Source organism: Burkholderia sp. Ax-1724 (genome assembly GCF_011752995.1).
Classification (GTDB): domain Bacteria; phylum Pseudomonadota; class Gammaproteobacteria; order Burkholderiales; family Burkholderiaceae; genus Paraburkholderia.
In genome coordinates this window covers 1-24,693 of sequence record NZ_VWWL01000018.1, presented here as the reverse complement: position 1 = coordinate 24,693, position 24,693 = coordinate 1, and the positions used below count along the sequence as shown (strand labels likewise).

22 protein-coding genes, 4 tRNA genes and 1 rRNA gene are annotated in these 24,693 nt (G+C 60.1%); 1 reads left to right on the top strand and 26 read right to left on the bottom strand.

All coding sequences use genetic code 11. The features are described 5' to 3' along the window. Window positions 1–10: 10 nt before the first annotated feature. The 14 genes from rplV to rpoB all read right to left on the bottom strand — a co-directional run bounded on the left by rplV (window position 11) and on the right by rpoB (window position 18,847). Window positions 11–340: a 50S ribosomal protein L22 gene (gene rplV / locus F3J19_RS21025; RefSeq protein WP_007730533.1), complete on the bottom strand. Its 330-nt coding sequence runs from the start codon at window positions 338–340 to the stop codon at window positions 11–13. Window positions 341–352: 12 nt separating this feature from the next. After that, window positions 353–628: a 30S ribosomal protein S19 gene (rpsS, locus tag F3J19_RS21020; RefSeq protein WP_006998484.1), complete on the bottom strand. Its 276-nt coding sequence runs from the start codon at window positions 626–628 to the stop codon at window positions 353–355. A 10-nt stretch (window positions 629–638) separates the two neighbouring features. Beyond that, window positions 639–1,466 carry a 50S ribosomal protein L2 gene (gene rplB / locus F3J19_RS21015; RefSeq protein ID WP_167045424.1) on the bottom strand — a complete coding sequence of 276 codons (828 nt, stop codon included), beginning with the start codon at window positions 1,464–1,466 and terminating at the stop codon, window positions 639–641. A gap of 2 nt (window positions 1,467–1,468) precedes the next feature. Continuing rightward, the gene (gene rplW, locus F3J19_RS21010) at window positions 1,469–1,783 is read right to left on the bottom strand and encodes a 50S ribosomal protein L23 (protein ID WP_008923345.1); all 315 of its coding nucleotides are present in this window, start codon (window positions 1,781–1,783) and stop codon (window positions 1,469–1,471) included. Further along, window positions 1,780–2,400 (bottom strand): 50S ribosomal protein L4, encoded by a 621-nt coding sequence (rplD, locus tag F3J19_RS21005; RefSeq protein WP_008923346.1) that lies wholly within the window; start codon window positions 2,398–2,400, stop codon window positions 1,780–1,782. The genes rplW and rplD overlap by 4 nt, the downstream gene beginning before the upstream one ends. After that, window positions 2,400–3,059 carry a 50S ribosomal protein L3 gene (gene rplC / locus F3J19_RS21000; protein ID WP_167045421.1) on the bottom strand — a complete coding sequence of 220 codons (660 nt, stop codon included), beginning with the start codon at window positions 3,057–3,059 and terminating at the stop codon, window positions 2,400–2,402. The genes rplD and rplC overlap by 1 nt, the downstream gene beginning before the upstream one ends. 201 nt (window positions 3,060–3,260) lie before the next feature. Beyond that, on the bottom strand, window positions 3,261–3,572 hold the full coding sequence (gene rpsJ / locus F3J19_RS20995; RefSeq protein WP_017777154.1) for a 30S ribosomal protein S10: 312 nt from the start codon (window positions 3,570–3,572) through the stop codon (window positions 3,261–3,263). A gap of 123 nt (window positions 3,573–3,695) precedes the next feature. After that, the gene (tuf, locus tag F3J19_RS20990) at window positions 3,696–4,886 is read right to left on the bottom strand and encodes an elongation factor Tu (RefSeq protein WP_167045394.1); all 1,191 of its coding nucleotides are present in this window, start codon (window positions 4,884–4,886) and stop codon (window positions 3,696–3,698) included. 48 nt (window positions 4,887–4,934) lie between these two features. Continuing rightward, window positions 4,935–7,037: an elongation factor G gene (gene fusA / locus F3J19_RS20985; protein WP_167045418.1), complete on the bottom strand. Its 2,103-nt coding sequence runs from the start codon at window positions 7,035–7,037 to the stop codon at window positions 4,935–4,937. Between the two features lie 131 nt (window positions 7,038–7,168). After that, window positions 7,169–7,639 (bottom strand): 30S ribosomal protein S7, encoded by a 471-nt coding sequence (rpsG, locus tag F3J19_RS20980; RefSeq protein WP_006053291.1) that lies wholly within the window; start codon window positions 7,637–7,639, stop codon window positions 7,169–7,171. Window positions 7,640–7,819: 180 nt separating this feature from the next. Beyond that, a complete protein-coding gene (gene rpsL, locus F3J19_RS20975; RefSeq protein ID WP_006053290.1) occupies window positions 7,820–8,200 on the bottom strand; it encodes a 30S ribosomal protein S12 in 381 nt (126 codons plus the stop codon). A gap of 221 nt (window positions 8,201–8,421) precedes the next feature. After that, window positions 8,422–10,269, bottom strand: coding sequence for a DNA helicase RecQ (gene recQ, locus F3J19_RS20970; RefSeq protein WP_167045414.1), 1,848 nt, complete (start codon window positions 10,267–10,269; stop codon window positions 8,422–8,424). 211 nt (window positions 10,270–10,480) lie between these two features. Further along, entirely contained in the window at window positions 10,481–14,719 is a 4,239-nt protein-coding gene (rpoC, locus tag F3J19_RS20965; RefSeq protein WP_167045411.1) for a DNA-directed RNA polymerase subunit beta', read from the bottom strand. Between the two features lie 21 nt (window positions 14,720–14,740). Continuing rightward, on the bottom strand, window positions 14,741–18,847 hold the full coding sequence (gene rpoB, locus F3J19_RS20960) for a DNA-directed RNA polymerase subunit beta (protein WP_167045408.1): 4,107 nt from the start codon (window positions 18,845–18,847) through the stop codon (window positions 14,741–14,743). 124 nt (window positions 18,848–18,971) lie between these two features. On the opposite strand from rpoB, the gene F3J19_RS20955 reads away from it, so the two are divergent. Beyond that, window positions 18,972–19,184 (top strand): hypothetical protein, encoded by a 213-nt coding sequence (locus F3J19_RS20955; RefSeq protein ID WP_167045405.1) that lies wholly within the window; start codon window positions 18,972–18,974, stop codon window positions 19,182–19,184. Window positions 19,185–19,217: 33 nt separating this feature from the next. Here F3J19_RS20955 and rplL read toward each other — a convergent pair whose 3' ends face one another. The 12 genes from rplL to rrf form a co-directional block, all read right to left on the bottom strand. Further along, entirely contained in the window at window positions 19,218–19,595 is a 378-nt protein-coding gene (gene rplL, locus F3J19_RS20950) for a 50S ribosomal protein L7/L12 (RefSeq protein WP_167045402.1), read from the bottom strand. Window positions 19,596–19,658: 63 nt separating this feature from the next. Beyond that, window positions 19,659–20,162: a 50S ribosomal protein L10 gene (gene rplJ / locus F3J19_RS20945; RefSeq protein ID WP_167045857.1), complete on the bottom strand. Its 504-nt coding sequence runs from the start codon at window positions 20,160–20,162 to the stop codon at window positions 19,659–19,661. Between the two features lie 302 nt (window positions 20,163–20,464). Next, on the bottom strand, window positions 20,465–21,163 hold the full coding sequence (rplA, locus tag F3J19_RS20940; protein WP_167045400.1) for a 50S ribosomal protein L1: 699 nt from the start codon (window positions 21,161–21,163) through the stop codon (window positions 20,465–20,467). Further along, a complete protein-coding gene (gene rplK, locus F3J19_RS20935) occupies window positions 21,164–21,595 on the bottom strand; it encodes a 50S ribosomal protein L11 (protein ID WP_042329781.1) in 432 nt (143 codons plus the stop codon). A 162-nt stretch (window positions 21,596–21,757) separates the two neighbouring features. Further along, complete coding sequence (nusG, locus tag F3J19_RS20930) at window positions 21,758–22,315, bottom strand: transcription termination/antitermination protein NusG (RefSeq protein WP_075303275.1); 558 nt, start codon at window positions 22,313–22,315, stop codon at window positions 21,758–21,760. 1 nt (window position 22,316) lies between these two features. Then, the gene (secE, locus tag F3J19_RS20925) at window positions 22,317–22,697 is read right to left on the bottom strand and encodes a preprotein translocase subunit SecE (protein WP_167045397.1); all 381 of its coding nucleotides are present in this window, start codon (window positions 22,695–22,697) and stop codon (window positions 22,317–22,319) included. 35 nt (window positions 22,698–22,732) lie between these two features. Further along, window positions 22,733–22,808: transfer RNA gene (locus F3J19_RS20920), tRNA-Trp, on the bottom strand. A 64-nt stretch (window positions 22,809–22,872) separates the two neighbouring features. Continuing rightward, a complete protein-coding gene (gene tuf, locus F3J19_RS20915; protein WP_167045394.1) occupies window positions 22,873–24,063 on the bottom strand; it encodes an elongation factor Tu in 1,191 nt (396 codons plus the stop codon). Window positions 24,064–24,125: 62 nt separating this feature from the next. Next, window positions 24,126–24,200: transfer RNA gene (locus F3J19_RS20910), tRNA-Thr, on the bottom strand. Between the two features lie 16 nt (window positions 24,201–24,216). Continuing rightward, a tRNA-Gly gene (locus F3J19_RS20905) sits at window positions 24,217–24,290 on the bottom strand. Between the two features lie 40 nt (window positions 24,291–24,330). Continuing rightward, window positions 24,331–24,416 (bottom strand) — tRNA-Tyr (locus F3J19_RS20900). 154 nt (window positions 24,417–24,570) lie between these two features. Continuing rightward, window positions 24,571–24,684 (bottom strand): 5S ribosomal RNA (gene rrf / locus F3J19_RS20895). Between the last annotated feature and the right edge of the window lie 9 nt (window positions 24,685–24,693).

The window sequence follows — 24,693 nt, the reverse complement described above, 5'->3', positions numbered from 1 at the left end:
GTATGACCCCTTAATTCCCGACCGTCACAGTGATGTGACAGGATTGCTTCTCGATGCGGTTACCGCGGCCCTTGGCGCGTGCGGTGAAACGCTTCAGCGATGCTGCCTTGTCGACGTAAATGCTCGTGATCTTGAGCTCGTCGATATCGGCACCTTCGTTGTGCTCCGCATTCGCGATCGCCGACAGCACGACCTTTTTCACGATTCCCGCAGCCTTCTTCGGCGAGAACGTCAGAACGTTCAGCGCCTTGTCGACCGGCAAACCGCGGATCTGGTCAGCCACAAGGCGCGTTTTCTGCGCCGAGATGCGGGCACCGCGATGAATTGCTTTCACTTCCATCTTGATTGCCCCTTATTTCTTGGCCTTCTTGTCGGCCGCGTGACCCTTGAACGTACGGGTCAGTGCGAACTCGCCAAGCTTGTGGCCGACCATGTTTTCCGTGACATACACCGGAACGTGTTGACGGCCGTTGTGCACGGCGATCGTCAGACCGATGAAGTCCGGCAGGATCGTCGAGCGACGCGACCAGGTCTTGATCGGTTTCTTGTCACGCGATGCTGCAGCCGCCTCAACCTTCTTCAGCAAATGGGCGTCGCAGAACGGACCTTTCTTAATAGAACGTGCCATTGCCTACTCCTTAACGCTTGTGACGGCGCTGGACGATCATGCTCGTCGTGCGCTTGTTGCTGCGGGTGCGATAGCCCTTCGCCGGCGTACCCCACGGGCTCACCGGATCGCGACCAGCCGCAGTCTTGCCTTCGCCACCACCATGCGGGTGGTCGACCGGGTTCATTGCAACGCCGCGCACCGTCGGACGGATACCGCGCCAGCGGTTTGCGCCAGCCTTACCGATTTGACGGAGGCTATGCTCTTCGTTGCCCACTTCACCGATCGTCGCGCGGCATTCAACGTGCACGCGGCGGATTTCGCCCGAACGCAGACGAACCTGCGCGTAGACGCCTTCGCGAGCCAGCAGCATTGCCGACGTACCAGCCGAACGCGCCATCTGCGCGCCCTTGCCCGGCAGCATTTCGATGCAGTGAATCGTCGTACCGACCGGAATGTTGCGGATCGGCAGCGTGTTACCTGCGCGGATCGGCGCTTCCGAACCCGACATCAGTTGCTGACCGACTGTGACACCCTTCGGAGCGATGATGTAGCGGCGCTCGCCGTCTGCGTACAGAACCAGCGCGATGTTCGCGCTACGGTTCGGGTCGTACTCGAGACGCTCGACCTTGGCCGGAATGCCATCCTTCGTGCGACGGAAGTCGATGACGCGATAGTGATGCTTGTGACCACCACCCTTGTGACGCGTGGTGATGTGGCCGTTGTTGTTACGGCCGGCGGTCGAGGATTGCGTGTCGAGCAGCGCAGCAAACGGCTTGCCCTTGTGCAGTTCCTTGTTGACCACCTTGACCATCGCGCGGCGACCCGGCGAAGTCGGCTTAACTTTCACGATTGCCATGATTACTTGGCCTCCGCTTCAAAGTTGATTTCCTGGCCGGGCTTCAGGCAGACATACGCCTTCTTCACGTCCTTGCGCTTGCCCATGAAGCGACCAAAGCGCTTGGCTTTGCCCTTCGCGACCAGCACGTTGACGGAATCGACTTCCACCTTGAACAGCAGCTCGACTGCGGCCTTCACTTCCTGCTTCGTGGCATCCGGCGCGACTTCGAACACAACCTGCTCGTTCTTGTCGGCAACCAGCGTCGCCTTTTCGGAGACCACCGGCGCGAGCAGGACCTGCATCAAACGATGATCGTTCTTGCGAATCTCGCTCATGACAGCAACTCCTCGATCTGGGCGACCGCAGCCTTCGTGATCAGGACTTTCTTGAAGTAGATCAGCGACAGCGGGTCGGCGTAACGCGGCTCGACAACCGCCACGTGGGCGAGGTTGCGCGACGCGAGGTACAGGTTTTCGTCAACCGTGTCGGTGATCACCAGCACGGAGTCGAGACCCATCGCCTTGAATTTTTCGGCCAGCAGCTTCGTCTTCGGCGCTTCGAGCGTCAGTTCGTCGACCACCGAGATGCGGCCTTCGCGAGCCAGCTGCGAGAAGATCGAGCAGAGACCTGCGCGATGCATCTTCTTGTTGACCTTGTGCGAAAAGTTTTCTTCCGGCGAATTCGGGAAGATACGGCCACCGCCGCGCCACAGCGGGCTCGACGACATACCGGCACGGGCACGGCCCGTACCCTTCTGGCGCCACGGCTTCTTGGTCGTGTGCTTGACCTGCTCACGATCCTTCTGCGCGCGGTTGCCGCTACGGGCATTCGCCTGGTACGCAACCACAACCTGGTGAATCAGGGCTTCGTTGTAGTCACGGCCGAACACGACGTCCGACGCGCTAACGCCTGCACCTTCCTGACCATTGGCATTCAGGAGCTTAAGTTCCATTATTTCGCTCCTTTCACGGCACGCGTCTTCACGGCCGGCGTAACGAATACCTTGCCACCCTTCGCACCCGGAACGGCGCCCTTGACCAGCAGCAACTTGCGGTCAGCGTCGATACGAGCGATTTCGAGGTTTTGCACCGTTACATTCTCGTCACCCATGTGACCGGTCATGCGCTTACCCGGAAAAACACGACCCGGATCCTGCGCCATACCGATCGAGCCCGGCACGTTGTGCGAGCGCGAGTTACCGTGCGATGCACGGCCGGACGAGAAGTTGTAACGCTTGATGGTACCGGCGTAGCCCTTACCGATCGACACGCCTTGCACGTCAACCTTCTGGCCCACTTCGAACAGTTCGGGACCAACCACGGTGCCGTTCGACAACTCGGCAGCCTTGGCGGCATCGATCTTGAATTCTTTGAGGATTTCACCGGCTTGAACACCGGCTTTGGCGAGATGACCTGCCAACGGCTTCGTCACGCGCGATGCACGGCGCGTACCGAATGCAACCTGCACGGCCGTGTAGCCGTCGGTTTCAACAGTCTTGATCTGCGTCACGCGGTTGTCGGACACGTCCAGCACGGTGACGGGAATCGAATCCCCTTCAGCCGTGAAGATACGGGTCATGCCAACCTTGCGACCTACGAGTCCAAGGCTCATCGTTTTCTCCATTCCCGACTGCGATTGGTCGGGGCTAATTTACAAAATGCCGGCGCCGTTTCGGGCATGAAACCATGCTGCAGCACGCCGACTTTTTTACGCAAATGCGCGAAAAGCCTAGCATTATAGCGAGGCCTTTCGTTTTTCGCAAGCAATCAATGACTTAGCGTTCTCCGATCAACCTGAGAACCGCTGGAAGCCTTACTGCAGCTTGATTTCAACGTCCACGCCGGCCGGCAGATCCAGCTTCATCAGCGCGTCGACGGTCTTGTCCGTCGGATCGACGATGTCCATCAGACGCAGGTGCGTGCGGATTTCGAGCTGATCACGCGACGTCTTGTTGACGTGCGGCGAACGCAGGATGTCGAAACGTTGAATACGGGTCGGCAGGGGCACCGGGCCACGAACGATTGCGCCAGTCCGCTTTGCCGTGTCGACGATCTCAGCTGCCGATTGATCGATCAGGCGATAGTCGAAAGCCTTCAGGCGAATGCGGATTTTCTGGTTTTGCATGACGAATTCCTTGAAAAGAGCGAGGCGATATTGCACCGCCAATTAGAAAAAGAACGTAGGCCCGGGCGCTCGCAGGGAGCGAGTGCCCGGACCCGGGCACAGCAAATACAGCAATCTTCGATTCTACTCGATGATCTTGGCGACGACACCAGCGCCGACCGTACGACCGCCTTCGCGAATCGCGAAACGCAGACCTTCTTCCATCGCGATCGGGTTGATCAGCTTCACCGTGATCGACACGTTGTCGCCCGGCATCACCATTTCCTTGTCCTTCGGCAGCTCGATCGAACCCGTCACGTCCGTCGTACGGAAGTAGAACTGCGGACGGTAGTTGTTGAAGAACGGCGTGTGGCGGCCGCCTTCATCCTTGCTCAGCACGTACACCTCTGCCGTGAAGTGCGTGTGCGGGTTGATCGAACCCGGCTTCGCCAGAACCTGACCACGCTCCACGTCTTCACGCTTCGTGCCGCGCAGCAGGATACCCACGTTGTCGCCTGCCTGCCCCTGGTCGAGCAGCTTGCGGAACATTTCCACGCCCGTGCAGGTCGTCTTGGCCGTTGCGCGGATACCGACGATCTCGATTTCCTCGCCGACCTTGATGATGCCGCGCTCGACGCGACCCGTCACCACCGTGCCGCGACCCGAGATCGAGAACACGTCTTCCACCGGCATCAGGAACGAACCGTCAACCGCGCGCTCCGGCGTCGGGATGTACGTGTCCAGCGCGTCGGCCAGGCTCATGATCGCCACTTCGCCCAGTTCGCCCTTGTCGCCTTCCAGCGCCAGCTTGGCCGAACCCTTGATGATCGGCGTGTCGTCGCCCGGGAAGTCGTACTTCGACAGAAGTTCGCGCACTTCCATCTCGACGAGCTCCAGCAGCTCAGCGTCGTCCACCATGTCGCACTTGTTCAGGAACACGATGATGTACGGAACGCCAACCTGACGCGCCAGCAGGATGTGCTCACGCGTTTGCGGCATCGGGCCGTCTGCGGCCGAGCACACCAGGATTGCGCCGTCCATCTGCGCTGCGCCCGTGATCATGTTCTTCACGTAGTCGGCGTGGCCCGGGCAGTCGACGTGTGCGTAGTGGCGGTTTGCCGTTTCGTACTCGACGTGCGCGGTGTTGATCGTAATACCACGTGCCTTTTCTTCCGGCGCTGCATCGATCTGGTCGTATGCCTTCGCTTCGCCGCCGAACTTCTGCGTCAGAACCGTCGTGATCGCCGCCGTTAGCGTGGTCTTGCCGTGGTCAACGTGACCGATCGTGCCCACGTTCACGTGCGGCTTGGTCCGTTCGAATTTACCTTTAGCCATGTTTCTCTTCTTTCAAAAAGTTAATCGTTGAATGACTTTACCGCGCGCTTACTTCGACTTCGCGTTGATGATCGCTTCGGACACGTTACGCGGAGCTTCAGCATAGTGCTTGAATTCCATCGTGTACGTTGCACGCCCCTGGGTCAGCGAACGCAGCGACGTCGAGTAGCCGAACATTTCCGACAGCGGCACTTCGGCGCGAACGATCTTGCCGCCGCCAACCATGTCGTCCATGCCCTGGACGATACCGCGACGGCCCGACAGATCGCCCATCACGTTGCCCATGTAGTCTTCCGGCGTTTCGACTTCGACTGCCATCATCGGTTCGAGGATGACCGGCTGAGCCTTGCGCATCGCTTCCTTGAACGCCATCGAACCAGCCATGCGGAACGCATTTTCGTTCGAGTCGACGTCGTGGTACGAACCGAACGTCAGGTGAACCTTCACGTCAACGACCGGGAAGCCAGCCAGCACGCCGGCCTTCAGCGTTTCCTGGATACCCTTGTCGACTGCCGGGATGTATTCACGCGGAATCACGCCGCCCTTGATCTCGTCCAGGAACTCGTAGCCCTTGCCTTGCTCGTTCGGCTCGAGCGTGATGACCGCGTGACCGTACTGGCCGCGACCACCCGACTGCTTGACGAACTTGCCGTCAACGTCTTCCGCCTTGCCGCGAATAGTTTCGCGGTAAGCCACTTGCGGCTTGCCAACCGTTGCTTCGACGCCGAACTCACGCTTCATCCGGTCGACCAGAATTTCCAGGTGGAGCTCACCCATACCCGAAATAATGGTTTGACCCGATTCCTCGTCCGTTTGAACGCGGAACGACGGATCTTCCTGCGCCAGACGGTTCAGCGCCAGCCCCATCTTTTCCTGGTCCGGCTTCGTCTTCGGCTCAACAGCCTGCGAAATCACCGGTTCCGGGAAAATCATGCGCTCGAGCACGATCGGGCTCGTCGGATCGCACAGCGTGTCGCCGGTGGTCGCATCCTTCAGGCCAACCGCAGCAGCGATGTCGCCTGCTCGCACTTCCTTGATTTCTTCGCGCTGATTCGCGTGCATCTGCAAAATACGGCCCAGACGTTCCTTCTTGTCCTTGGTCGCGTTCAGCAGCGTGTCGCCAGAATTCACCACGCCAGAGTACACACGGAAGAAGATCAGTTGGCCGACGAACGGGTCGGTCATGATCTTGAATGCCAGTGCCGAGAACTTTTCGTCGTCGGCTGCGCGGCGCTCGCCCCTTTCACCGTTTTCCAGCTCGCCGGTAACCGGCGGGATGTCGATCGGCGACGGCAGGAAGTCGAGCACGGCGTCCAGCATGCGCTGCACGCCCTTGTTCTTGAACGCGGTGCCGCACAGCATCGGCTGGATTTCGCAAGCGATCGTACGGTCGCGCAGACCCTTGATGATTTCTTCCTCGGTCAGCTCGCCCGACTCGAGGTACTTGTTCATCATGTCTTCGCTGGCTTCAGCCGCGGCTTCGACCATCTTTTCACGCCATTCGTTGCACGTGTCGACGAGTTCTGCCGGGATGTCTTCGTACGAGAACTTGGTACCCTGGGATGCGTCGTCCCAAATGATCGCCTTCATCTTCATCAGGTCGACGACACCCGTGAAGTTTTCTTCCGCGCCGATAGGCACGACGACCGGAACCGGATTCGCCTTCAAACGCAGCTTGAGCTGGTCGTAGACCTTGAAGAAGTTCGCGCCGGTACGGTCCATCTTGTTGATGAACGCGAGACGGGGCACCTTGTACTTGTTAGCCTGACGCCACACGGTTTCCGACTGGGGCTGCACGCCACCCACGGCGCAGTACACCATGCAGGCACCGTCGAGCACGCGCATCGAGCGCTCGACTTCAATCGTGAAGTCGACGTGGCCCGGGGTGTCGATAATGTTGATGCGGTGCTCGGCGCGGTCGCCCGCCATGCCCTTCCAGAATGCCGTGGTAGCAGCGGAAGTAATCGTGATGCCGCGTTCCTGCTCCTGCTCCATCCAGTCCATGGTGGCAGCGCCGTCGTGAACTTCACCAATCTTGTGGTTCACGCCGGTGTAGAACAGAATGCGCTCGGTCGTCGTCGTTTTGCCGGCGTCGATGTGAGCGCTGATACCGATGTTACGGTAGCGCTCGATAGGTGTCTTGCGAGCCACTTTGATCCTCTATTGGGATGACGCGATGCGAGAAATACCCATCGCGCTGTAACACAAACGGGCGAGGCGCTCTGGAAGCGCACCCGCCCGGAATTTCTTTCCGTTTTTCGCTAAACCCGGAACCGGGAAGCTTAGAAACGGAAGTGCGAGAACGCCTTGTTGGCTTCTGCCATCCGGTGAACTTCGTCGCGCTTCTTCATCGCGCCGCCGCGGCCTTCAGCCGCTTCGGAGAGTTCACCTGCCAGCCGCAGGGCCATCGACTTCTCGCTGCGCTTCTTCGCGGCTTCACGCAGCCAACGCATCGCCAATGCCATACGACGCGACGGACGCACTTCGACCGGAACCTGATAGTTCGCACCACCAACGCGGCGGCTCTTCACTTCGACCACCGGCTTGACGTTGTTGAGCGCCACCGTGAACACTTCCAGCGGGTCCTTGCCACCCTTGGTCTGGATCTGTTCGAAAGCGCCGTACACGATACGCTCGGCAACCGACTTCTTGCCGGAGAGCATCAGCACGTTCATGAATTTTGCTACATCTACGTTACCGAATTTCGGATCCGGCAACACTTCCCGCTTGGGGACTTCGCGACGACGCGGCATGTTTCTTCCTTTACCTTTTCAGTTGGAGCTATTTCAGCTCCGCGGCCACCAACTAACCCGATTCATCCCTAAGACTTACCAGCCTGGTCGGGTGACCACTTACTCGATAGCGCCGGCAATTCCGGCACCATCGCTATTACCGCCATGACAGGCGACCTGAAACTACGAGTGACCGGCTAATTACTTGCCAGCCTTGGCACGCTTCGCGCCGTACTTCGAGCGAGCCTGCTTACGATCCTTGACACCCTGGGTATCCAGCGAGCCGCGAACCATGTGGTAACGCACACCCGGCAAGTCCTTCACACGGCCGCCGCGAATCAGCACGACCGAGTGTTCCTGCAGGTTGTGGCCTTCACCACCGATGTACGAAATGACTTCGAAGCCGTTCGTCAGACGAACCTTGGCGACCTTACGGAGTGCCGAGTTCGGCTTCTTCGGCGTCGTCGTGTACACACGGGTGCACACGCCGCGACGCTGGGGGCAGTCCTGCAAGGCCGGGCTCTTGCTTTTCGTCGTTTCCGACGTGCGGCCTTTGCGAACCAGTTGATTGATGGTTGGCATTGTTTATTCCTGAAATTGAACAAAATCGACGCATCTGTTTCCGGGCAAAGCGGAAACGCCTGCGCATCGAACTTCCGGATGGCCTGACTGCGCACAAATTGAAGCCGAGCGCAGACACCCCAAGAACCGGAACCTAGCATAATATTCCGAAAATACTAAGGAAGTCAACAGCTTGCGATGTTTCGCACCCCTGTTGATCAATCCAAACGATCGCGTACCGGTCAGTCGGCGGCCACGACGTGCAGCAATTCGTGGCCGAAACGGTCGAGTTTGCGGGCACCCATGCCCGGAATACCGCGCAGGTCGTCGATGGAATCGGGGCCGATACGCGCAATTTCCGCGAGCGTCGCATCGTGGAAAATCAGATACGCCGGCACCCCATCGCTCTTCGCGGTGTCGGTACGCCATGCGCGCAGGCGTTCCCAGCGGGAACGCTCGAGCGGCCCCATGCCGATCGTCGGATCGGCCCGCTCGCTCGTGCGGCCGGACGATTGGCGCGTGCGGGTCGGCTTCACATAGCGGCGCATCGTCACCTTCTGCTCACCCTTGAGCACCGGCTTGCTCGCTTCGGTCAGCACGAGCGAGCCAAAGCCTTCGTGGTCGACCGTCAGATAGCCGAACGCCACGAGCTGGCGGAACACCGCGCGCCATTCCGGCTCACCGAGCGCCGAGCCGATACCGAAAGTGGTCAGTTTCTCGTGACCGCGTTGCAAGATTTTCTCGCTGCGATTGCCGCGCAGAATGTCGATCAGATGACCGGCACCAAAGTGGAAGCCACTCGCCCGCTGCGCCCGGAACACGCACGACAGCGCCATCTGCGCCTCGCGCGTCGCATCCCACGTGGGCGGCGGTTCGAGACAGTTGTCGCAGTTGCCGCAGGGCTGGCTCGTTTCGCCAAAGTACGCGAGCAGCCGTACCCGCCGGCAGGTTGCGGTTTCGCACAGGCCGAGCAGCGCGTCGAGCTTGCCAGTCTGGACGCGCTTGTGCGCCTCGTCGGCGTCGGACTCGTCGATCATCTTGCGCTGCTGCACGACGTCGCCAAGACCGTAGGCCATCCACGCGTTCGAGGGCATCCCGTCGCGCCCCGCGCGGCCGGTCTCCTGATAGTAGCCCTCGACGCTTTTCGGCAGATCGAGGTGCGCGACGAACCGCACGTCGGGCTTGTCGATGCCCATGCCGAAGGCGATCGTCGCGCACATCACGATGCCCTCTTCGCGCTGGAACATCTCCTGGTGCTTCTGACGCACCTCGAACTCCATGCCGGCGTGGTAAGGCAGCGCGCGCATGCCCTTTTCCTTGAGCCACTCCGCCGTTTCCTCGACCTTGCGGCGCGACAGGCAATAGACGACGCCCGCGTCGGTCGTGCCGTCCGGCTTCGTATGCTCGGCGCGGATGAAGTCGAGCAGCTGCGCACGCGCATTGTCCTTTTCGGCGATGCGATAGCGGATGTTCGGCCGGTCGAAGCTCGACACGAACACGCGCGCATCCTCAAGCGCGAGACGGTGAATGATTTCATCGCGCGTGATCGCATCCGCCGTGGCCGTGAGCGCAATGCGCGGCACATCCGGAAAGCGCTCATGCAGCACCGACAGCTGGATATATTCGGGCCGGAAATCGTGCCCCCATTGCGACACGCAGTGGGCCTCGTCGATCGCGAAGAGGCCGATGCGCGTGCGCTCCAGCAGCTCCTGGAAGCGCGGGGTCATGAGCCGTTCCGGCGCGACGTACAGCAGATCGATGTCGCCATCTCGCAGCGCACGCTCCGTGGCCATCGCCTCGGCGCTCGACAGCGTCGAGTTCAGATACGCGGCGCGCACGCCGACTTCCGTCAGCGCCGCCACCTGGTCCTGCATCAGTGCGATCAACGGCGACACCACGATGCCCGTGCCGAAGCCGCGCTCGCGCCGCACGAGCGAAGGAATCTGATAGCAGAGCGATTTACCGCCACCCGTCGGCATCAGCACGAGGCAATCGCCGCCGTCGGCGACGTGCTCGACAATTTCGCCCTGCTGTCCTCTGAATGCGGGATAACCAAAGACTTCGTTGAGGATTTCGAGCGGACGGGACATGAATTTGAGAGAGGCGGCCAAAGGCAGATGACACGAATTTTACCAACGCATGCGTGCTGCGCCCGCGCTTTACGACAACCTTAGCCATCCGGCCTAGGCTCGCGCCGGCGCATGACGCCAATGGCATCCGCAAAAACATAAAAAAAGCCGCCCAGTCGAAACTGGGCGGCTTGCGTGGCTTGTCAAGCGTGGCGGCTTACGCCGCCCGCACTTACTCGCCCGTGTGCTGCTGTTCGGCAGCCGGCGCTTCCGGCGTACCGAATTCGAACGACTCTTCCGCTGCGATCTGATCGAAACGCTCGCGGTCGGCCAGTTCCTTGCTCTTGCGCGCCTTGTGGAACGCGAGACCCGTACCGGCCGGAATCAGACGGCCGACGATCACGTTTTCCTTCAGGCCACGCAGATCGTCGCGCTTGCCCATGATCGCCGCTTCGGTCAGCACGCGGGTCGTTTCCTGGAACGACGCCGCAGAGATGAACGAATCGGTCGACAGCGACGCCTTCGTGATACCGAGCAGCACGTTTTCGTACGTCGCCGGACGCTTGTCTTCCGCGATCATGCGGTCGTTCTCGTCGAGCATGTCCGACCGCTCGACCTGTTCGCCCGGGATGAAACGCGTATCGCCGTTGTCGACGATCTGCACGCGGCGCAGCATCTGACGCACGATCACTTCGATGTGCTTGTCGTTGATCTTCACGCCCTGCAGACGGTACACGTCCTGCACTTCGTCCACGATGTAGCGCGACAGCGCCTCGACGCCCTGCAGACGCAGGATGTCGTGCGGATCAGCCGGTCCGTCGACGATCATTTCGCCCTTGTTGACGACCTGACCATCGTGCACCAGAACCTGCTTTTCCTTCGCGATCAGGAACTCGTGCTGGTTGCCCTCGAGGTCCGTGATAACGAGACGCTGCTTGCCCTTCGTGTCCTTACCGAACGACGTCGTACCCGTGACTTCCGCCAGGATACCCGCGTCCTTCGGCGAACGTGCTTCGAACAGTTCCGCCACACGCGGCAGACCGCCGGTAATGTCACGCGTCTTCTGCGATTCGGTCGGGATACGTGCGAGCACTTCACCGACCTGCACCTGCTGACCGTCCTTCACGGTAATCAGCGCGCCGACCTGGAAGCCGATCTGCACCGAGTGCTCGGTGTTCGGGATCTTCACTTCCTCGCCGTTCGCGTCGAGCAGCTTGACCTGCGGACGCACCGTCTTCGAGGCCTGCGAACCGCGACGCTTCACGTCGATCACGACGAGCGTGGACAGACCCGTCACGTCGTCGATCTGCTTCGCGACGGTCACGCCTTCCTCGACGTTCTCGAACTTCACCGTACCACCGTACTCGGTGATGATCGGACGCGTCATCGGATCCCACGTCGCCAGTTGCGTGCCGGCCTTGATCTGCGCGCCGTCGAGCTGCAGCAGCGTGGCGCCGTACGGCACCTTGTGACGCTCGCGCTCGCGGCCGTGATCGTCGGTGATCATCGCCTCGCCCGAACGCGAGATGACGATCTGCTCGCCCTTCGCATTCGTGACGTAACGCATCGTCGCCGTGAAACGCACCGTACCGTTCGACTTCGCTTCGACCGACGAAGCCACCGCCGCACGCGACGCCGCACCACCGATGTGGAACGTACGCATCGTGAGCTGCGTGCCCGGTTCGCCGATCGACTGCGCCGCGATCACGCCGACCGCTTCGCCGACGTTGACCGACGAGCCGCGGCCGAGGTCGCGGCCGTAGCAGGCCGCGCACAGACCGTAGCGCGTTTCGCAGGTGAGCGGGGTGCGCACGCGCACTTCGTCGATGCCGAGGCGTTCGATTTCCTCGACCGCGTCTTCGTCGAGCAGTGTGCCCGTTTCGAACAGCGTTTCCTGCGATTCCGGATTGACGACGTCAGCCACCGCGACGCGACCCAGAATACGGTCACGCAGCGCTTCGACCACTTCACCGCCTTCCACGAGCGCCTTCATCGCCACGCCGTTGGACGTGCCGCAATCGCTCTCGACCACGACCAGATCCTGCGTCACGTCGACCAGACGGCGCGTCAGGTAACCCGAGTTCGCGGTCTTCAGTGCCGTATCAGCCAGACCCTTACGAGCACCGTGGGTCGAGATGAAGTACTGCAACACGTTCAGACCTTCGCGGAAGTTCGCCGTAATCGGCGTCTCGATGATCGAGCCGTCCGGCTTCGCCATCAGGCCGCGCATACCGGCCAGCTGACGGATCTGAACCGCGGAACCGCGCGCGCCCGAGTCGGCCATCATGTAGATGGAGTTGAACGACTCCTGACGCGTTGCGTTGCCGTCGCGGTCCGTGACCGGTTCCGTCGACAGCTGCTCCATCATCGCCTTGCCGACCGCTTCCGACGTTGCCGACCAGATGTCGACCACGTTGTTGTAGCGTTCCTGCGCGGTGACGAGACCCGACATGTACTGACGGTCGTATTCCTTCACCTTCTTCGCAGCGTCGCCGACGATGGTTTCCTTCTGCGGCGGCACGAGCATGTCGTCGACGCAGATCGAAATACCGGCGCGAGTTGCGAGGCGGAAGCCCGACTGCATCAGCTGGTCGGCGAAAATCACCGTCTCGCGCAGACCGCACTTGCGGAACGCGGTGTTGATCAGACGCGAGATTTCCTTCTTCTTCAGCGGCTTGTTCAGCACCGAGAACGGCAGACCCGGCGGCAGGATTTCCGACAGGATCGAGCGGCCGACCGTGGTCGCATACAGCGTGACCTTCGGCACGAACGCCGGCGCGCCTTCCGACTTGTCTTCGTTGTGGACCATTTCCGTGATCCGCACGTTGACGCGCGAGGCCAGCTCGACTTCCTTGTTCTCGTAGGCGCGCAGCACTTCCGACACGCCCGTGAACGTCAGGCCTTCGCCCTTGCCGTTCACTGCTTCACGCGTCGCGTAGTACAAGCCGAGCACGATATCCTGCGACGGCACGATCGACGGATCACCGTTGGCCGGGAACAGCACGTTGTTCGACGCCAGCATCAGCGTGCGCGCTTCCATCTGCGCTTCGAGCGACAGCGGCACGTGAACGGCCATCTGGTCACCGTCGAAGTCGGCGTTGAATGCCGCGCAAACGAGCGGGTGCAGCTGGATTGCCTTACCTTCGATCAGCACCGGCTCGAAAGCCTGGATGCCGAGACGGTGCAGCGTCGGCGCGCGGTTCAGCATGACCGGATGTTCGCGGATCACCTCTTCGAGGATGTCCCACACGACCGGCGTCTGGTTCTCGACTTCCTTCTTCGCAGCCTTGATGGTAGTCGCGACACCCATCACTTCGAGCTTGTTGAAGATGAACGGCTTGAACAGTTCGAGCGCCATCAGCTTCGGCAGGCCGCACTGGTGCAGCTTCAGCGTCGGGCCGACCACGATCACCGAACGGCCCGAGTAGTCGACGCGCTTACCGAGCAGGTTCTGACGGAAGCGACCGCCCTTACCCTTGATCATGTCGGCGAGCGACTTCAGCGGACGCTTGTTCGCGCCGGTCATCGCCTTGCCGCGACGGCCGTTGTCGAGCAGCGAGTCGACGGCTTCCTGCAGCATCCGCTTTTCGTTGCGGACGATGATTTCAGGCGCCTTCAGCTCGAGCAGACGCTTCAACCGGTTGTTACGGTTGATGACGCGGCGATACAGGTCGTTCAGGTCCGACGTCGCGAAACGGCCGCCGTCGAGCGGCACGAGCGGACGCAGTTCCGGCGGCAGCACCGGCAGCACTTCGAGAACCATCCAGTCCGGCTTGATGCCCGAACGCTGGAATGCCTCGAGCACCTTCAGGCGCTTCGCGTACTTCTTGATCTTCGCTTCGGAACCGGTGTTGCGCAGTTCCGTGCGCAGCAGCTCGACCTGCTCGTCGATGTTGATCGCGCGCAGCAGTTCGCGAATACCTTCCGCGCCCATTTCGGCACGGAATTCGTCGCCGTATTCCTCGACCTTGTTGTAGTAATCCTCTTCGGTCATGATCTGGCGCGCTTTGAGCGGCGTCATGCCTGGATCGATCACCACATATGCTTCGAAGTACAGCACGCGCTCGATGTCGCGCAGCGTCATGTCGAGCACCATGCCCAGACGCGACGGCAGCGACTTCAGGAACCAGATGTGCGCGACCGGCGAGGCCAGCTCAATGTGGCCCATCCGCTCGCGACGCACCTTCGCGAGCGTCACTTCGACGCCGCACTTCTCGCAGATCACGCCGCGGTGCTTCAGGCGCTTGTACTTGCCGCAAAGGCATTCGTAGTCCTTGATCGGACCGAAAATCTTCGCGCAGAACAGACCATCGCGCTCCGGCTTGAACGTGCGGTAGTTGATGGTTTCCGGCTTCTTGACTTCACCGAACGACCACGAACGGATCTTGTCCGGCGAGGCCAGACCGATCTTGATCGCGTCGAAAACTTCAGGTTGTTGGACTTGCTTGAATAGATCGAGCAAAGCTTTCATCGCTTCTCTCCAGTAGTCCGATTAGTTCCGGTCCAGGTCGATGTCGATACCCAGCGACCGGATTTCCTTCACCAACACGTTGAACGACTCAGGCATGCCGGCATCGATCACGTGATCGCCCTTGACCAGGTTTTCGTACACCTTGGTCCGGCCCGTCACGTCGTCCGACTTCACCGTCAGCATTTCCTGCAGCACGTAGGATGCGCCGTACGCTTCGAGCGCCCACACTTCCATTTCACCGAAACGCTGGCCACCGAATTGCGCCTTACCACCCAGCGGCTGCTGCGTGACGAGCGAGTACGGGCCCGTGGAACGCGCGTGCATCTTGTCGTCGACCAGGTGGTGCAGCTTCAGGTAGTGCATGTAGCCGACCGTCACCGTACGTTCGAACATCTCGCCCGTGCGGCCGTCGTACAGACGCACCTGGTTCTTCGACGGCGTCATGCCGAGGTTCTGTGCGATGTCGTCCGGGAATGCCAGATCCAGCGCGCGCGACATTTCTTCTTCCGTCGCACCGTCGAACACCGGCGTGGCGAACGGCACGCCTTCGCGCAGGTTCTTCGCCAGCTCGAGGATTTCGTCGTCGCTGAAGCTGTCCAGCTCTTCGGCGCGGCCCGACTCGTTGTAGATCTTGATCAGGAATTCGCGCAGTTCGGCAATCTTCGCCTGACGCTGCAGCATTTCGCCGATACGCCAGCCGAGACCCTTCGCGGCCCAACCCAGATGTACTTCGAGAACCTGACCCACGTTCATCCGCGACGGCACGCCGAGGGGATTCAGCACGACGTCGGCCGGACGGCCGTCGGCCATGTACGGCATGTCTTCGATCGGCACGATCTTCGACACGACACCCTTGTTACCGTGACGGCCTGCCATCTTGTCGCCAGGCTGCAGGCGGCGCTTCACCGCCAGATACACCTTGACCATCTTCAGCACGCCCGGCGGCAGTTCGTCGCCTTGCGTGAGCTTCTTGCGCTTCTCTTCGAACGCGAGGTCGAACTGGTGACGCTTCTCTTCGATCGAGTTCTTGATCGCTTCGAGCTGGGCCGCTGCTTCTTCGTCCGCGAGGCGGATGTCGAACCAGTGGTAGTGGTCCAGATCTTCGAGGTATGCGCGCTCGATCTTCGTGCCCTTCGCGAGCTTCTTCGGACCGCCGTTCGCCACCTTGCCTTCGAGCATGCGCGCGAGACGCTGGAACGCATCGCCTTCCACGATACGCAGCTGGTCGTTCAGGTCGAGGCGATAGCGCTTCAGTTCATCGTCGATGATCTGTTGCGCGCGCTTGTCGCGCTGGATGCCTTCGCGCGTGAACACCTGCACGTCGATCACGGTGCCGCTCATGCCCGACGGCACGCGCAGCGACGTGTCCTTCACGTCCGAGGCCTTCTCGCCGAAAATCGCGCGCAGCAGCTTTTCTTCCGGCGTCAGCTGGGTTTCGCCCTTCGGCGTGACCTTGCCGACCAGCACGTCGCCCGCTTCGACTTCCGCGCCGATGTACACGATGCCCGACTCGTCGAGACGGCCAAGCTGCACTTCCGCGAGGTTCGAGATGTCGCGCGTGATTTCTTCCGGTCCGAGCTTCGTGTCGCGTGCCACGACGTTCAGTTCTTCGATGTGGATCGACGTGTAACGGTCGTCGGCCACGACCTTTTCCGAGATCAGGATCGAGTCTTCGAAGTTGTAGCCGTTCCACGGCATGAACGCGATCAGCATGTTCTGGCCGAGCGCGAGCTCGCCCAGATCGGTCGATGCGCCGTCAGCCAGCACGTCGCCGCGCGCAACCTTGTCGCCCATCTTCACGATCGGACGCTGGTTGATGTTCGTGTTCTGGTTCGAACGCGTGTACTTGATCAGGTTGTAGATGTCGACACCGACTTCACCCGCAACCGCTTCGTCGTCGTTCACGCGAATCACGATACGGCCCGCGTCGACGTAATCGACCACACCGCCGCGCAGTGCCTGAACCGTCGTGCCCGAGTCGACCGCCACGGTGCGCTCGATGCCCGTACCGACGACCGGCTTCTCCGGACGCAGACACGGCACGGCTTGACGCTGCATGTTCGAGCCCATCAACGCGCGGTTCGCGTCGTCGTGCTCGAGGAACGGAATCAGCGAAGCTGCAACCGACACGATCTGCGACGGCGCCACGTCCATGTACTGGATGCGGTCCGGCGTGACCATCAGCGTTTCACCCGCTTCACGCGACGACACGAGTTCGTCGGTCAGCGTACCGTCGTCGGCCACCGCCGCGTTCGCCTGAGCGATCACGTAACGGCCTTCTTCGATCGCCGACAGATAGTCGATCTGGTCGGTCACCTTGCCGTCCGTCACCTTGCGATACGGCGTTTCGAGGAAGCCGTATTCGTTCAGGTGCGCGTACAGAGCGAGCGAGTTGATCAGACCGATGTTCGGACCTTCCGGCGTTTCAATCGGGCACACGCGGCCGTAGTGGGTCGGATGCACGTCGCGGACTTCAAAGCCTGCGCGCTCGCGCGTCAGACCGCCCGGGCCCAGTGCGGAAACACGACGCTTGTGCGTGATTTCCGACAGCGGGTTGGTCTGATCCATAAACTGCGACAGCTGCGACGAACCGAAGAACTCGCGGATCGCCGACGAAATCGGCTTCGAGTTGATCAGATCGTGCGGCATCAGGTTTTCGCTTTCGGCCTGGCCGAGGCGTTCCTTCACGGCACGTTCGACACGCACGAGACCCGCGCGGAACTGGTTTTCCGCGAGTTCGCCGACGCAACGCACGCGACGGTTGCCGAGGTGGTCGATGTCGTCCACTTCGCCCTTGCCGTTGCGCAGCTCGACGAGGATCTTGATCGTCGCGAGGATGTCGTCGTCCTGCAGCGTCATCGGGCCGACGATTTCGTCACGGCCGACGCGGCGGTTGAACTTCATACGACCCACCTTCGACAGGTCGTACGCTTCTTCGCTGTAGAACAGACGGTTGAACAATGCCTCGACCGCTTCTTCGGTCGGCGGCTCGCCCGGGCGCATCATGCGGTAGATCGCGATGCGGGCGGCCATCTTGTCCGCCGTTTCGTCGATGCGCAGCGTCGACGAGATGTACGGACCCTGGTCCAGATCGTTCGTGTAGAGCGCCTGGATGTCCTTGATCTTCGCTTCGCGCAGCTTCTCGAGGACGGTTTCGGTGACTTCGTCGTTCGCATTCGCGATGACTTCGCCGGTGTCGCCGTCGACGACGTTCTTCGCCAGCACGCGGCCGAGCAGATAGTCTTCCGGCACCGAGATGAACTTGGTCTTCGCGTTGTCGAGATCGCGAATGTGCTTGGCGTTGATCCGCTTGTCCTTCTGGACGATCACGTTGCCATCGCGGTCCGTGATGTCGAAACGCGCAACTTCACCACGCAGACGCTCCGGTACGAACTCCATCTGCGCGCCTTCCGGCATCAGCGTGAAATTGTCGAACACGAAGAAGTTGGCGAGGATCTGTTCCGGCGTGAGGCCGATGGCCTTCAGCAGGATCGTGACCGGCATCTTGCGGCGACGGTCGACACGGAAGTACAGCACGTCCTTCGGGTCGAACTCGAAATCGAGCCACGAACCGCGGTAAGGAATGATACGTGCCGAAAACAGCAGCTTGCCCGAGCTGTGCGTCTTGCCCTTGTCGTGCTCGAAGAACACGCCCGGCGAACGATGCAGCTGCGAAACGATCACACGTTCCGTGCCGTTGATGACGAACGAACCGGTCGGCGTCATGAGCGGAATTTCGCCCATGTACACTTCCTGTTCCTTGACTTCCTTGACGACCGGCTTGCTCGGCGACTCCTTGTCGAGCAGCACCAGACGCACCTTGGCGCGCAGCGCCGAGCAGTACGTCAGACCGCGCTGCTGACATTCCTTGATGTTGAATGCCGGCGGCGACAGCATGTAGCTGACGAATTCGAGACGAGCGAAGCCGTTATGCGAAACGATCGGGAAAACGGACGTGAACGCAGCTTGCAGGCCTTCCGGCTTACGCTGCGTCGAAGACGTGTCTGCTTGCAGAAACGTGCTGAATGATTCAAGCTGGGTAGCCAGCAGGAAAGGTACTTGGTGAACGATGGGGCGTTTCGCGAAACTCTTGCGAATACGCTTCTTCTCGGTGAAGGAATATTGCATACGATCTCCGAATCACGGCGGGCATAGTTGTCGAGGCAGGATACCTTGATGAGACAACCCGAGTGTTCACCGACTGAGACCCGATGGCCGTCCAATGGCTTGAACGAGCCTAGAAGCTTGGTGGTTGGCCGCTACCAACCGCTGGCTGACGGCAGCGGATGCCTGTGTTGCCCGCTACCCGACCAAACTTGCCTTCTGCAGTCGCTTCAGAAGACAAAGAGAAACGCCGGTCAATGTTGCCGATTGGCGATTTTCTTTGGCTTCTGGGAATCACGTTCTTGCCGGAACAAACCCACAAAAACGCAAGCCCCACAAAGCACAAAAAGGCCGGCGGTGAAAAACCGCCAGCCTTCGCACAGCGCGTTGAAACTTACTTGATTTCAACCTTCGCGCCAGCTTCTTCCAGCTTCTTCTTGGCTTCTTCAGCAGCAGCCTTGGGCACCGCTTCCTTGACGGGCTTCGGTGCGCCATCGACCAGATCCTTCGCTTCCTTCAGGCCGAGACCCGTCAGTTCGCGAACAGCCTTAATGACCGAAACCTTGTTTGCGCCGGTTTCAGCCAGGATGACCGTGAATTCGGTCTGCTCTTCAGCAGCAGCAGCGCCGCCGCCTGCACCTGCCGGGCCAGCCACTGCAACAGCAGCTGCCGACACGCCAAACTTTTCTTCGAACGCCTTAACCAGCTCGTTCAGTTCCAGAACCGACATCGAGCCTACGGCTTCGAGGATGTCTTCTTTTGCGATTGCCATTTGAAATACTCCTAAATTGAATTCGGATACAGCCAGCGATCAATTACGCTCGACTGATGTACGTTACGCAGCGGTTTCTTCGCCTTGTTTCTTCTCTGCCAGCGCGGCCAGAGCACGCGCGAAGCCAGAAACAGGAGCCTGCATGACGAACAGCAGCTTGGAGAGCAGTTCTTCGCGGCTCGGGATGTTTGCCAGCGCTTGCACGCCAGCCTTGTCCATCACCTTGCCTTCGTAGGAACCAGCCTTGATGATCAACTTGTCATTGCTCTTGCTGAAGTCATTGACGACCTTGGCAGCAGCAATTGCATCTTCGGAGATGCCGTAGATCAGGGGGCCAGTCATCTGCTCTGCCAGCGGAGCAAACGGCGTACCTTCGACAGCGCGACGCGCCAGCGTGTTCTTCAACACGCGAAGATAAACCTGTTGCTCACGCGCTTTCGCGCGCAGCTTGGTCAGATCGCCAACCGCGATTCCACGATACTCAGCCAGAACCACGGTCTGAGCTTTCGCGACTTGCGCGGCAACCTCAGCGACGACGGCCTGCTTGCTTTCTTTGTTGAGTGGCACGGTTAACCTCCAGATTCGATACACGCGGCGTGCGCCTTGTGTACCGCGTTCAATAACGGCGTCCGACCAGTCAGGAGTATTTCGACCGCCCGACACCCGCATTGCTGCGGACATCCAACGGTTTCATCACCACAAACTTTTTCGGGTTCGCCATCTGCGTTGGCTTTACATTAAGGACTCGCCTACCTGCTGCGGGCCCGCCAACGGTCTTTGACAACCGGTTGCGCGATGCAGACTGCCACCTTGCAACCGCCCAAAGCCCTTATAGACCGCCCCGACTTACGTCAGGGCGATGAAATTCATTACTGCGCTGCGATCGACGCTTGATCGACGCGAACGCCCACACCCATCGTGCTCGACAGAGCGACCTTGCGCAGGTACACACCCTTGCTCGTTGCCGGCTTCGCCTTTTGCAGCGCGTCGATCAGAGCATTCAGGTTGGTACGCAGAGCAGTTGCTTCGAACGAAGCACGGCCGATCGTGGCGTGGATGATGCCGGCCTTGTCGACACGGAATTGCACCTGACCAGCCTTGGCGTTTTTGACTGCGGTCGCGACATCCGGCGTGACCGTGCCGACCTTCGGGTTCGGCATCAGACCGCGCGGGCCGAGGATCTGACCGAGCGTACCGACGATACGCATCGTGTCCGGCGAGGCAATCACGATGTCGAAGTTCAGGTTGCCGGCCTTAACCTGTTCAGCCAGGTCTTCCATACCGACGACGTCCGCACCGGCTGCACGAGCCTGCTCAGCCTTTTCACCTTGCGCGAACACCGCGACGCGAACCGACTTACCCGTACCAGCGGGCAGCACGACCGAGCCACGAACCACTTGATCCGACTTCTTCGCGTCGATGCCGAGTTGCACCGCGACGTCGATCGATTCGTCGAACTTCGCGCTTGCGCACTCCTTCACGAGCGACAGAGCGTCTTCGAGCGGGTAGAGCTTCTGACGATCAACCTTTGCTGCAAATGCTTGCAGACGTTTCGAAAGCTTGGCCATTTACACGCCCTCCACGGTGATGCCCATCGAGCGGGCGCTACCAGCGATCGTGCGAACCGCTGCGTCCAGATCAGCAGCCGTCAGATCGGGCATCTTGGTCTTGGCGATATCTTCAGCTTGAGCACGGGTGATCTTGCCGACCTTGTCGGTATGCGGCTTGCTCGAACCCTTGTCGATCTTCGCTGCCTTCTTGATCAGAACCGTGGCCGGCGGCGTCTTCAGCACGAACGTGAAGCTCTTGTCCGCGAATGCCGTGATCACGACCGGAATCGGCAGGCCCGGTTCCATTGCTTGGGTCTGCGCGTTGAACGCCTTGCAGAACTCCATGATGTTCAGACCGCGCTGGCCCAGTGCCGGACCGACCGGCGGCGACGGGTTGGCTTTACCTGCAGGAATCTGCAGCTTGATAAAGCCGATGATTTTCTTTGCCATCTTGAGAACCTCTTTGGAACGCCGACGTGTATGTGGACGTTCAGTGAGTAGTAGCGCGTGTTCGCTGAAAAACTAGCTAGTTACGCTCCTCAACGACCATTACGCGGGCCGTAAGCGCGAAATACGGAACGCACCGAGCGGCGCGTTCCGTAAAATTCTGGATTACAACTTTTCGACCTGGCCGAATTCCAACTCAACCGGCGTTGCGCGGCCGAAGATCGTAACGGAAACACGGACTCGCGACTTTTCGTAGTTCACTTCTTCGACGCTGCCGTTGAAATCAGTGAATGGGCCTTCCTTCACCCGCACCATCTCGCCTACTTCAAACAGGGTCTTCGGACGCGGCTTCTCCACGCCTTCCTGCATCTGCGACATGATTTTTTCAACTTCCCGAGGAGAAATCGGGCTCGGGCGATTGCGCGCCCCACCGACAAAACCGGTCACCTTTGCCGTATTTTTTACGAGATGCCACGTTTCGTCTGTCATTTCCATTTCCACCAGCACATAGCCGGGGAAGAAACGACGCTCCGTCACTGATTTGTGACCACCTTTCACCTCGACGACTTCTTCAGTCGGAACAAGGATCTGGCCAAACTGGTCCTGCATACCGGCACGCTCGATGCGCTCCTGAAGCGCTCGTTGCACGCTCTTCTCCATGCCGGAGTAGGCGTGCACCACGTACCAACGTTTGCCGCTCGGGGATGCCGGTGTATCGCTCATATCATTTCCAACCCAGAATCACCGAGAAAATCGCCCACTCAATGGATTTATCGCAAACCCAGAGAAAAATCGCCATCACGACCACAAAGCCGAACACTACAAGCGTTGTCTGAGTAGCCTCTTTACGGGTAGGCCAAACAACCTTACGAACTTCTTTGTACGAGTCTTTGGCGAAAGCGATAAAACCCTTGCCAGGCACTGAGAGAAGACCGACTGCGACACCCGCGATCGCACCAACAGCCAAGGCGGCTCCGCGGATGTACCATTCCTGGCCACTCAGCCAGAAGAACCCCACGAACCCGGCCAAGACCAGCAATACACCCGCGATCAACATCAACTTGTCGCCAGATGTATTTACAGTTTCGACGGAAGGATTCGCCATAACACCTTAACGAAGCGCCACTACGGCGCAATAGTTGGCAGGGGCAGAGGGAATCGAACCCCCAACCTTCGGTTTTGGAGACCGACGCTCTGCCAGTTGAGCTATACCCCTAAACCATTTGGGGCTGACGACACCGCCAACCCCGATACAACCGATTATCGAGAACTATCTGGCGTTACTCGATGATCTTGGCGACGACACCAGCGCCGACCGTACGACCGCCTTCGCGAATCGCGAAACGCAGACCTTCTTCCATCGCGATCGGGTTGATCAGCTTCACCGTGATCGACACGTTGTCGCCCGGCATCACCATTTCCTTGTCCTTCGGCAGCTCGATCGAACCCGTCACGTCCGTCGTACGGAAGTAGAACTGCGGACGGTAGTTGTTGAAGAACGGCGTGTGGCGGCCGCCTTCATCCTTGCTCAGCACGTACACCTCTGCCGTGAAGTGCGTGTGCGGGTTGATCGAACCCGGCTTCGCCAGAACCTGACCACGCTCCACGTCTTCACGCTTCGTGCCGCGCAGCAGGATACCCACGTTGTCGCCTGCCTGCCCCTGGTCGAGCAGCTTGCGGAACATTTCCACGCCCGTGCAGGTCGTCTTGGCCGTTGCGCGGATACCGACGATCTCGATTTCCTCGCCGACCTTGATGATGCCGCGCTCGACGCGACCCGTCACCACCGTGCCGCGACCCGAGATCGAGAACACGTCTTCCACCGGCATCAGGAACGAACCGTCAACCGCGCGCTCCGGCGTCGGGATGTACGTGTCCAGCGCGTCGGCCAGGCTCATGATCGCCACTTCGCCCAGTTCGCCCTTGTCGCCTTCCAGCGCCAGCTTGGCCGAACCCTTGATGATCGGCGTGTCGTCGCCCGGGAAGTCGTACTTCGACAGAAGTTCGCGCACTTCCATCTCGACGAGCTCCAGCAGCTCAGCGTCGTCCACCATGTCGCACTTGTTCAGGAACACGATGATGTACGGAACGCCAACCTGACGCGCCAGCAGGATGTGCTCACGCGTTTGCGGCATCGGGCCGTCTGCGGCCGAGCACACCAGGATTGCGCCGTCCATCTGCGCTGCGCCCGTGATCATGTTCTTCACGTAGTCGGCGTGGCCCGGGCAGTCGACGTGTGCGTAGTGGCGGTTTGCCGTTTCGTACTCGACGTGCGCGGTGTTGATCGTAATACCACGTGCCTTTTCTTCCGGCGCTGCATCGATCTGGTCGTATGCCTTCGCTTCGCCGCCGAACTTCTGCGTCAGAACCGTCGTGATCGCCGCCGTCAGCGTGGTCTTGCCGTGGTCAACGTGACCGATCGTGCCCACGTTCACGTGCGGCTTGGTCCGCTCAAACTTACCCTTGGCCATTTTCGACTCCTAAGAGGATTTTCCGTACGTTGCGCCGGGCGCAAACAATCACTGAATACTTCTGGTGCCCATGGGCAGGATCGAACTGCCGACCTCTCCCTTACCAAGGGAGTGCTCTACCACTGAGCCACATGGGCGCTACTTCCGTGTCACTGGAGCGGGTGAAGGGAATCGAACCCTCGTCGTAAGCTTGGAAGGCTTCTGCTCTACCATTGAGCTACACCCGCAACGATCATGGATTCCCAACAACTGCTACAACTTGCATTCTGGTGGAGGAGGTTGGATTCGAACCAACGTAGGCGTAAGCCAACAGATTTACAGTCTGCCCCCTTTAGCCACTCGGGCACCCCTCCGCAGAGAACTGACGATTATGGGGGAACAACATCTTTTTGTCAAGGCTTGCTTGACCATTCCAAACCCACCGTTCTCACTTATATGCAGCGATTTCAGGTCTTCCGTAAACGGAAAAACCCCACCGCAATGGGTGGGGTTTTTGAGCAAGAAGGAGCCTGACGATTACCTACTTTCACACGGGCAATCCGCACTATCATCGGCGTGGAGTCGTTTCACGGTCCTGTTCGGGATGGGAAGGGGTGGGACCGACTCGCTATGGTCATCAGGCATGACGGG

What these genes read in the sequence shown, in the direction of transcription:
- rplD (WP_008923346.1), bottom strand. Translation starts at nt 2,400, where the DNA reads ATGGAACTTAAGCTCCTGAATGCCAATGGTCAGGAAGGTGCAGGCGTT.
- secE (WP_167045397.1), bottom strand. Translation starts at nt 22,697, where the DNA reads ATGGCGAATCCTTCCGTCGAAACTGTAAATACATCTGGCGACAAGTTG.
- rplW (WP_008923345.1), bottom strand. Translation starts at nt 1,783, where the DNA reads ATGAGCGAGATTCGCAAGAACGATCATCGTTTGATGCAGGTCCTGCTC.
- tuf (WP_167045394.1), bottom strand. Translation starts at nt 24,063, where the DNA reads ATGGCCAAGGGTAAGTTTGAGCGGACCAAGCCGCACGTGAACGTGGGC.
- rplV (WP_007730533.1), bottom strand. Translation starts at nt 340, where the DNA reads ATGGAAGTGAAAGCAATTCATCGCGGTGCCCGCATCTCGGCGCAGAAA.
- rplA (WP_167045400.1), bottom strand. Translation starts at nt 21,163, where the DNA reads ATGGCCAAGCTTTCGAAACGTCTGCAAGCATTTGCAGCAAAGGTTGAT.
- rpsL (WP_006053290.1), bottom strand. Translation starts at nt 8,200, where the DNA reads ATGCCAACCATCAATCAACTGGTTCGCAAAGGCCGCACGTCGGAAACG.
- nusG (WP_075303275.1), bottom strand. Translation starts at nt 22,315, where the DNA reads ATGAGCGATACACCGGCATCCCCGAGCGGCAAACGTTGGTACGTGGTG.
- rpsG (WP_006053291.1), bottom strand. Translation starts at nt 7,639, where the DNA reads ATGCCGCGTCGTCGCGAAGTCCCCAAGCGGGAAGTGTTGCCGGATCCG.
- rpsJ (WP_017777154.1), bottom strand. Translation starts at nt 3,572, where the DNA reads ATGCAAAACCAGAAAATCCGCATTCGCCTGAAGGCTTTCGACTATCGC.
- recQ (WP_167045414.1), bottom strand. Translation starts at nt 10,269, where the DNA reads ATGTCCCGTCCGCTCGAAATCCTCAACGAAGTCTTTGGTTATCCCGCA.
- rpoB (WP_167045408.1), bottom strand. Translation starts at nt 18,847, where the DNA reads ATGCAATATTCCTTCACCGAGAAGAAGCGTATTCGCAAGAGTTTCGCG.
- rplK (WP_042329781.1), bottom strand. Translation starts at nt 21,595, where the DNA reads ATGGCAAAGAAAATCATCGGCTTTATCAAGCTGCAGATTCCTGCAGGT.
- rpoC (WP_167045411.1), bottom strand. Translation starts at nt 14,719, where the DNA reads ATGAAAGCTTTGCTCGATCTATTCAAGCAAGTCCAACAACCTGAAGTT.
- rplC (WP_167045421.1), bottom strand. Translation starts at nt 3,059, where the DNA reads ATGAGCCTTGGACTCGTAGGTCGCAAGGTTGGCATGACCCGTATCTTC.
- rplB (WP_167045424.1), bottom strand. Translation starts at nt 1,466, where the DNA reads ATGGCAATCGTGAAAGTTAAGCCGACTTCGCCGGGTCGCCGCGCGATG.
- rplL (WP_167045402.1), bottom strand. Translation starts at nt 19,595, where the DNA reads ATGGCAATCGCAAAAGAAGACATCCTCGAAGCCGTAGGCTCGATGTCG.
- tuf (WP_167045394.1), bottom strand. Translation starts at nt 4,886, where the DNA reads ATGGCTAAAGGTAAATTCGAACGGACCAAGCCGCACGTGAACGTGGGC.
- rpsS (WP_006998484.1), bottom strand. Translation starts at nt 628, where the DNA reads ATGGCACGTTCTATTAAGAAAGGTCCGTTCTGCGACGCCCATTTGCTG.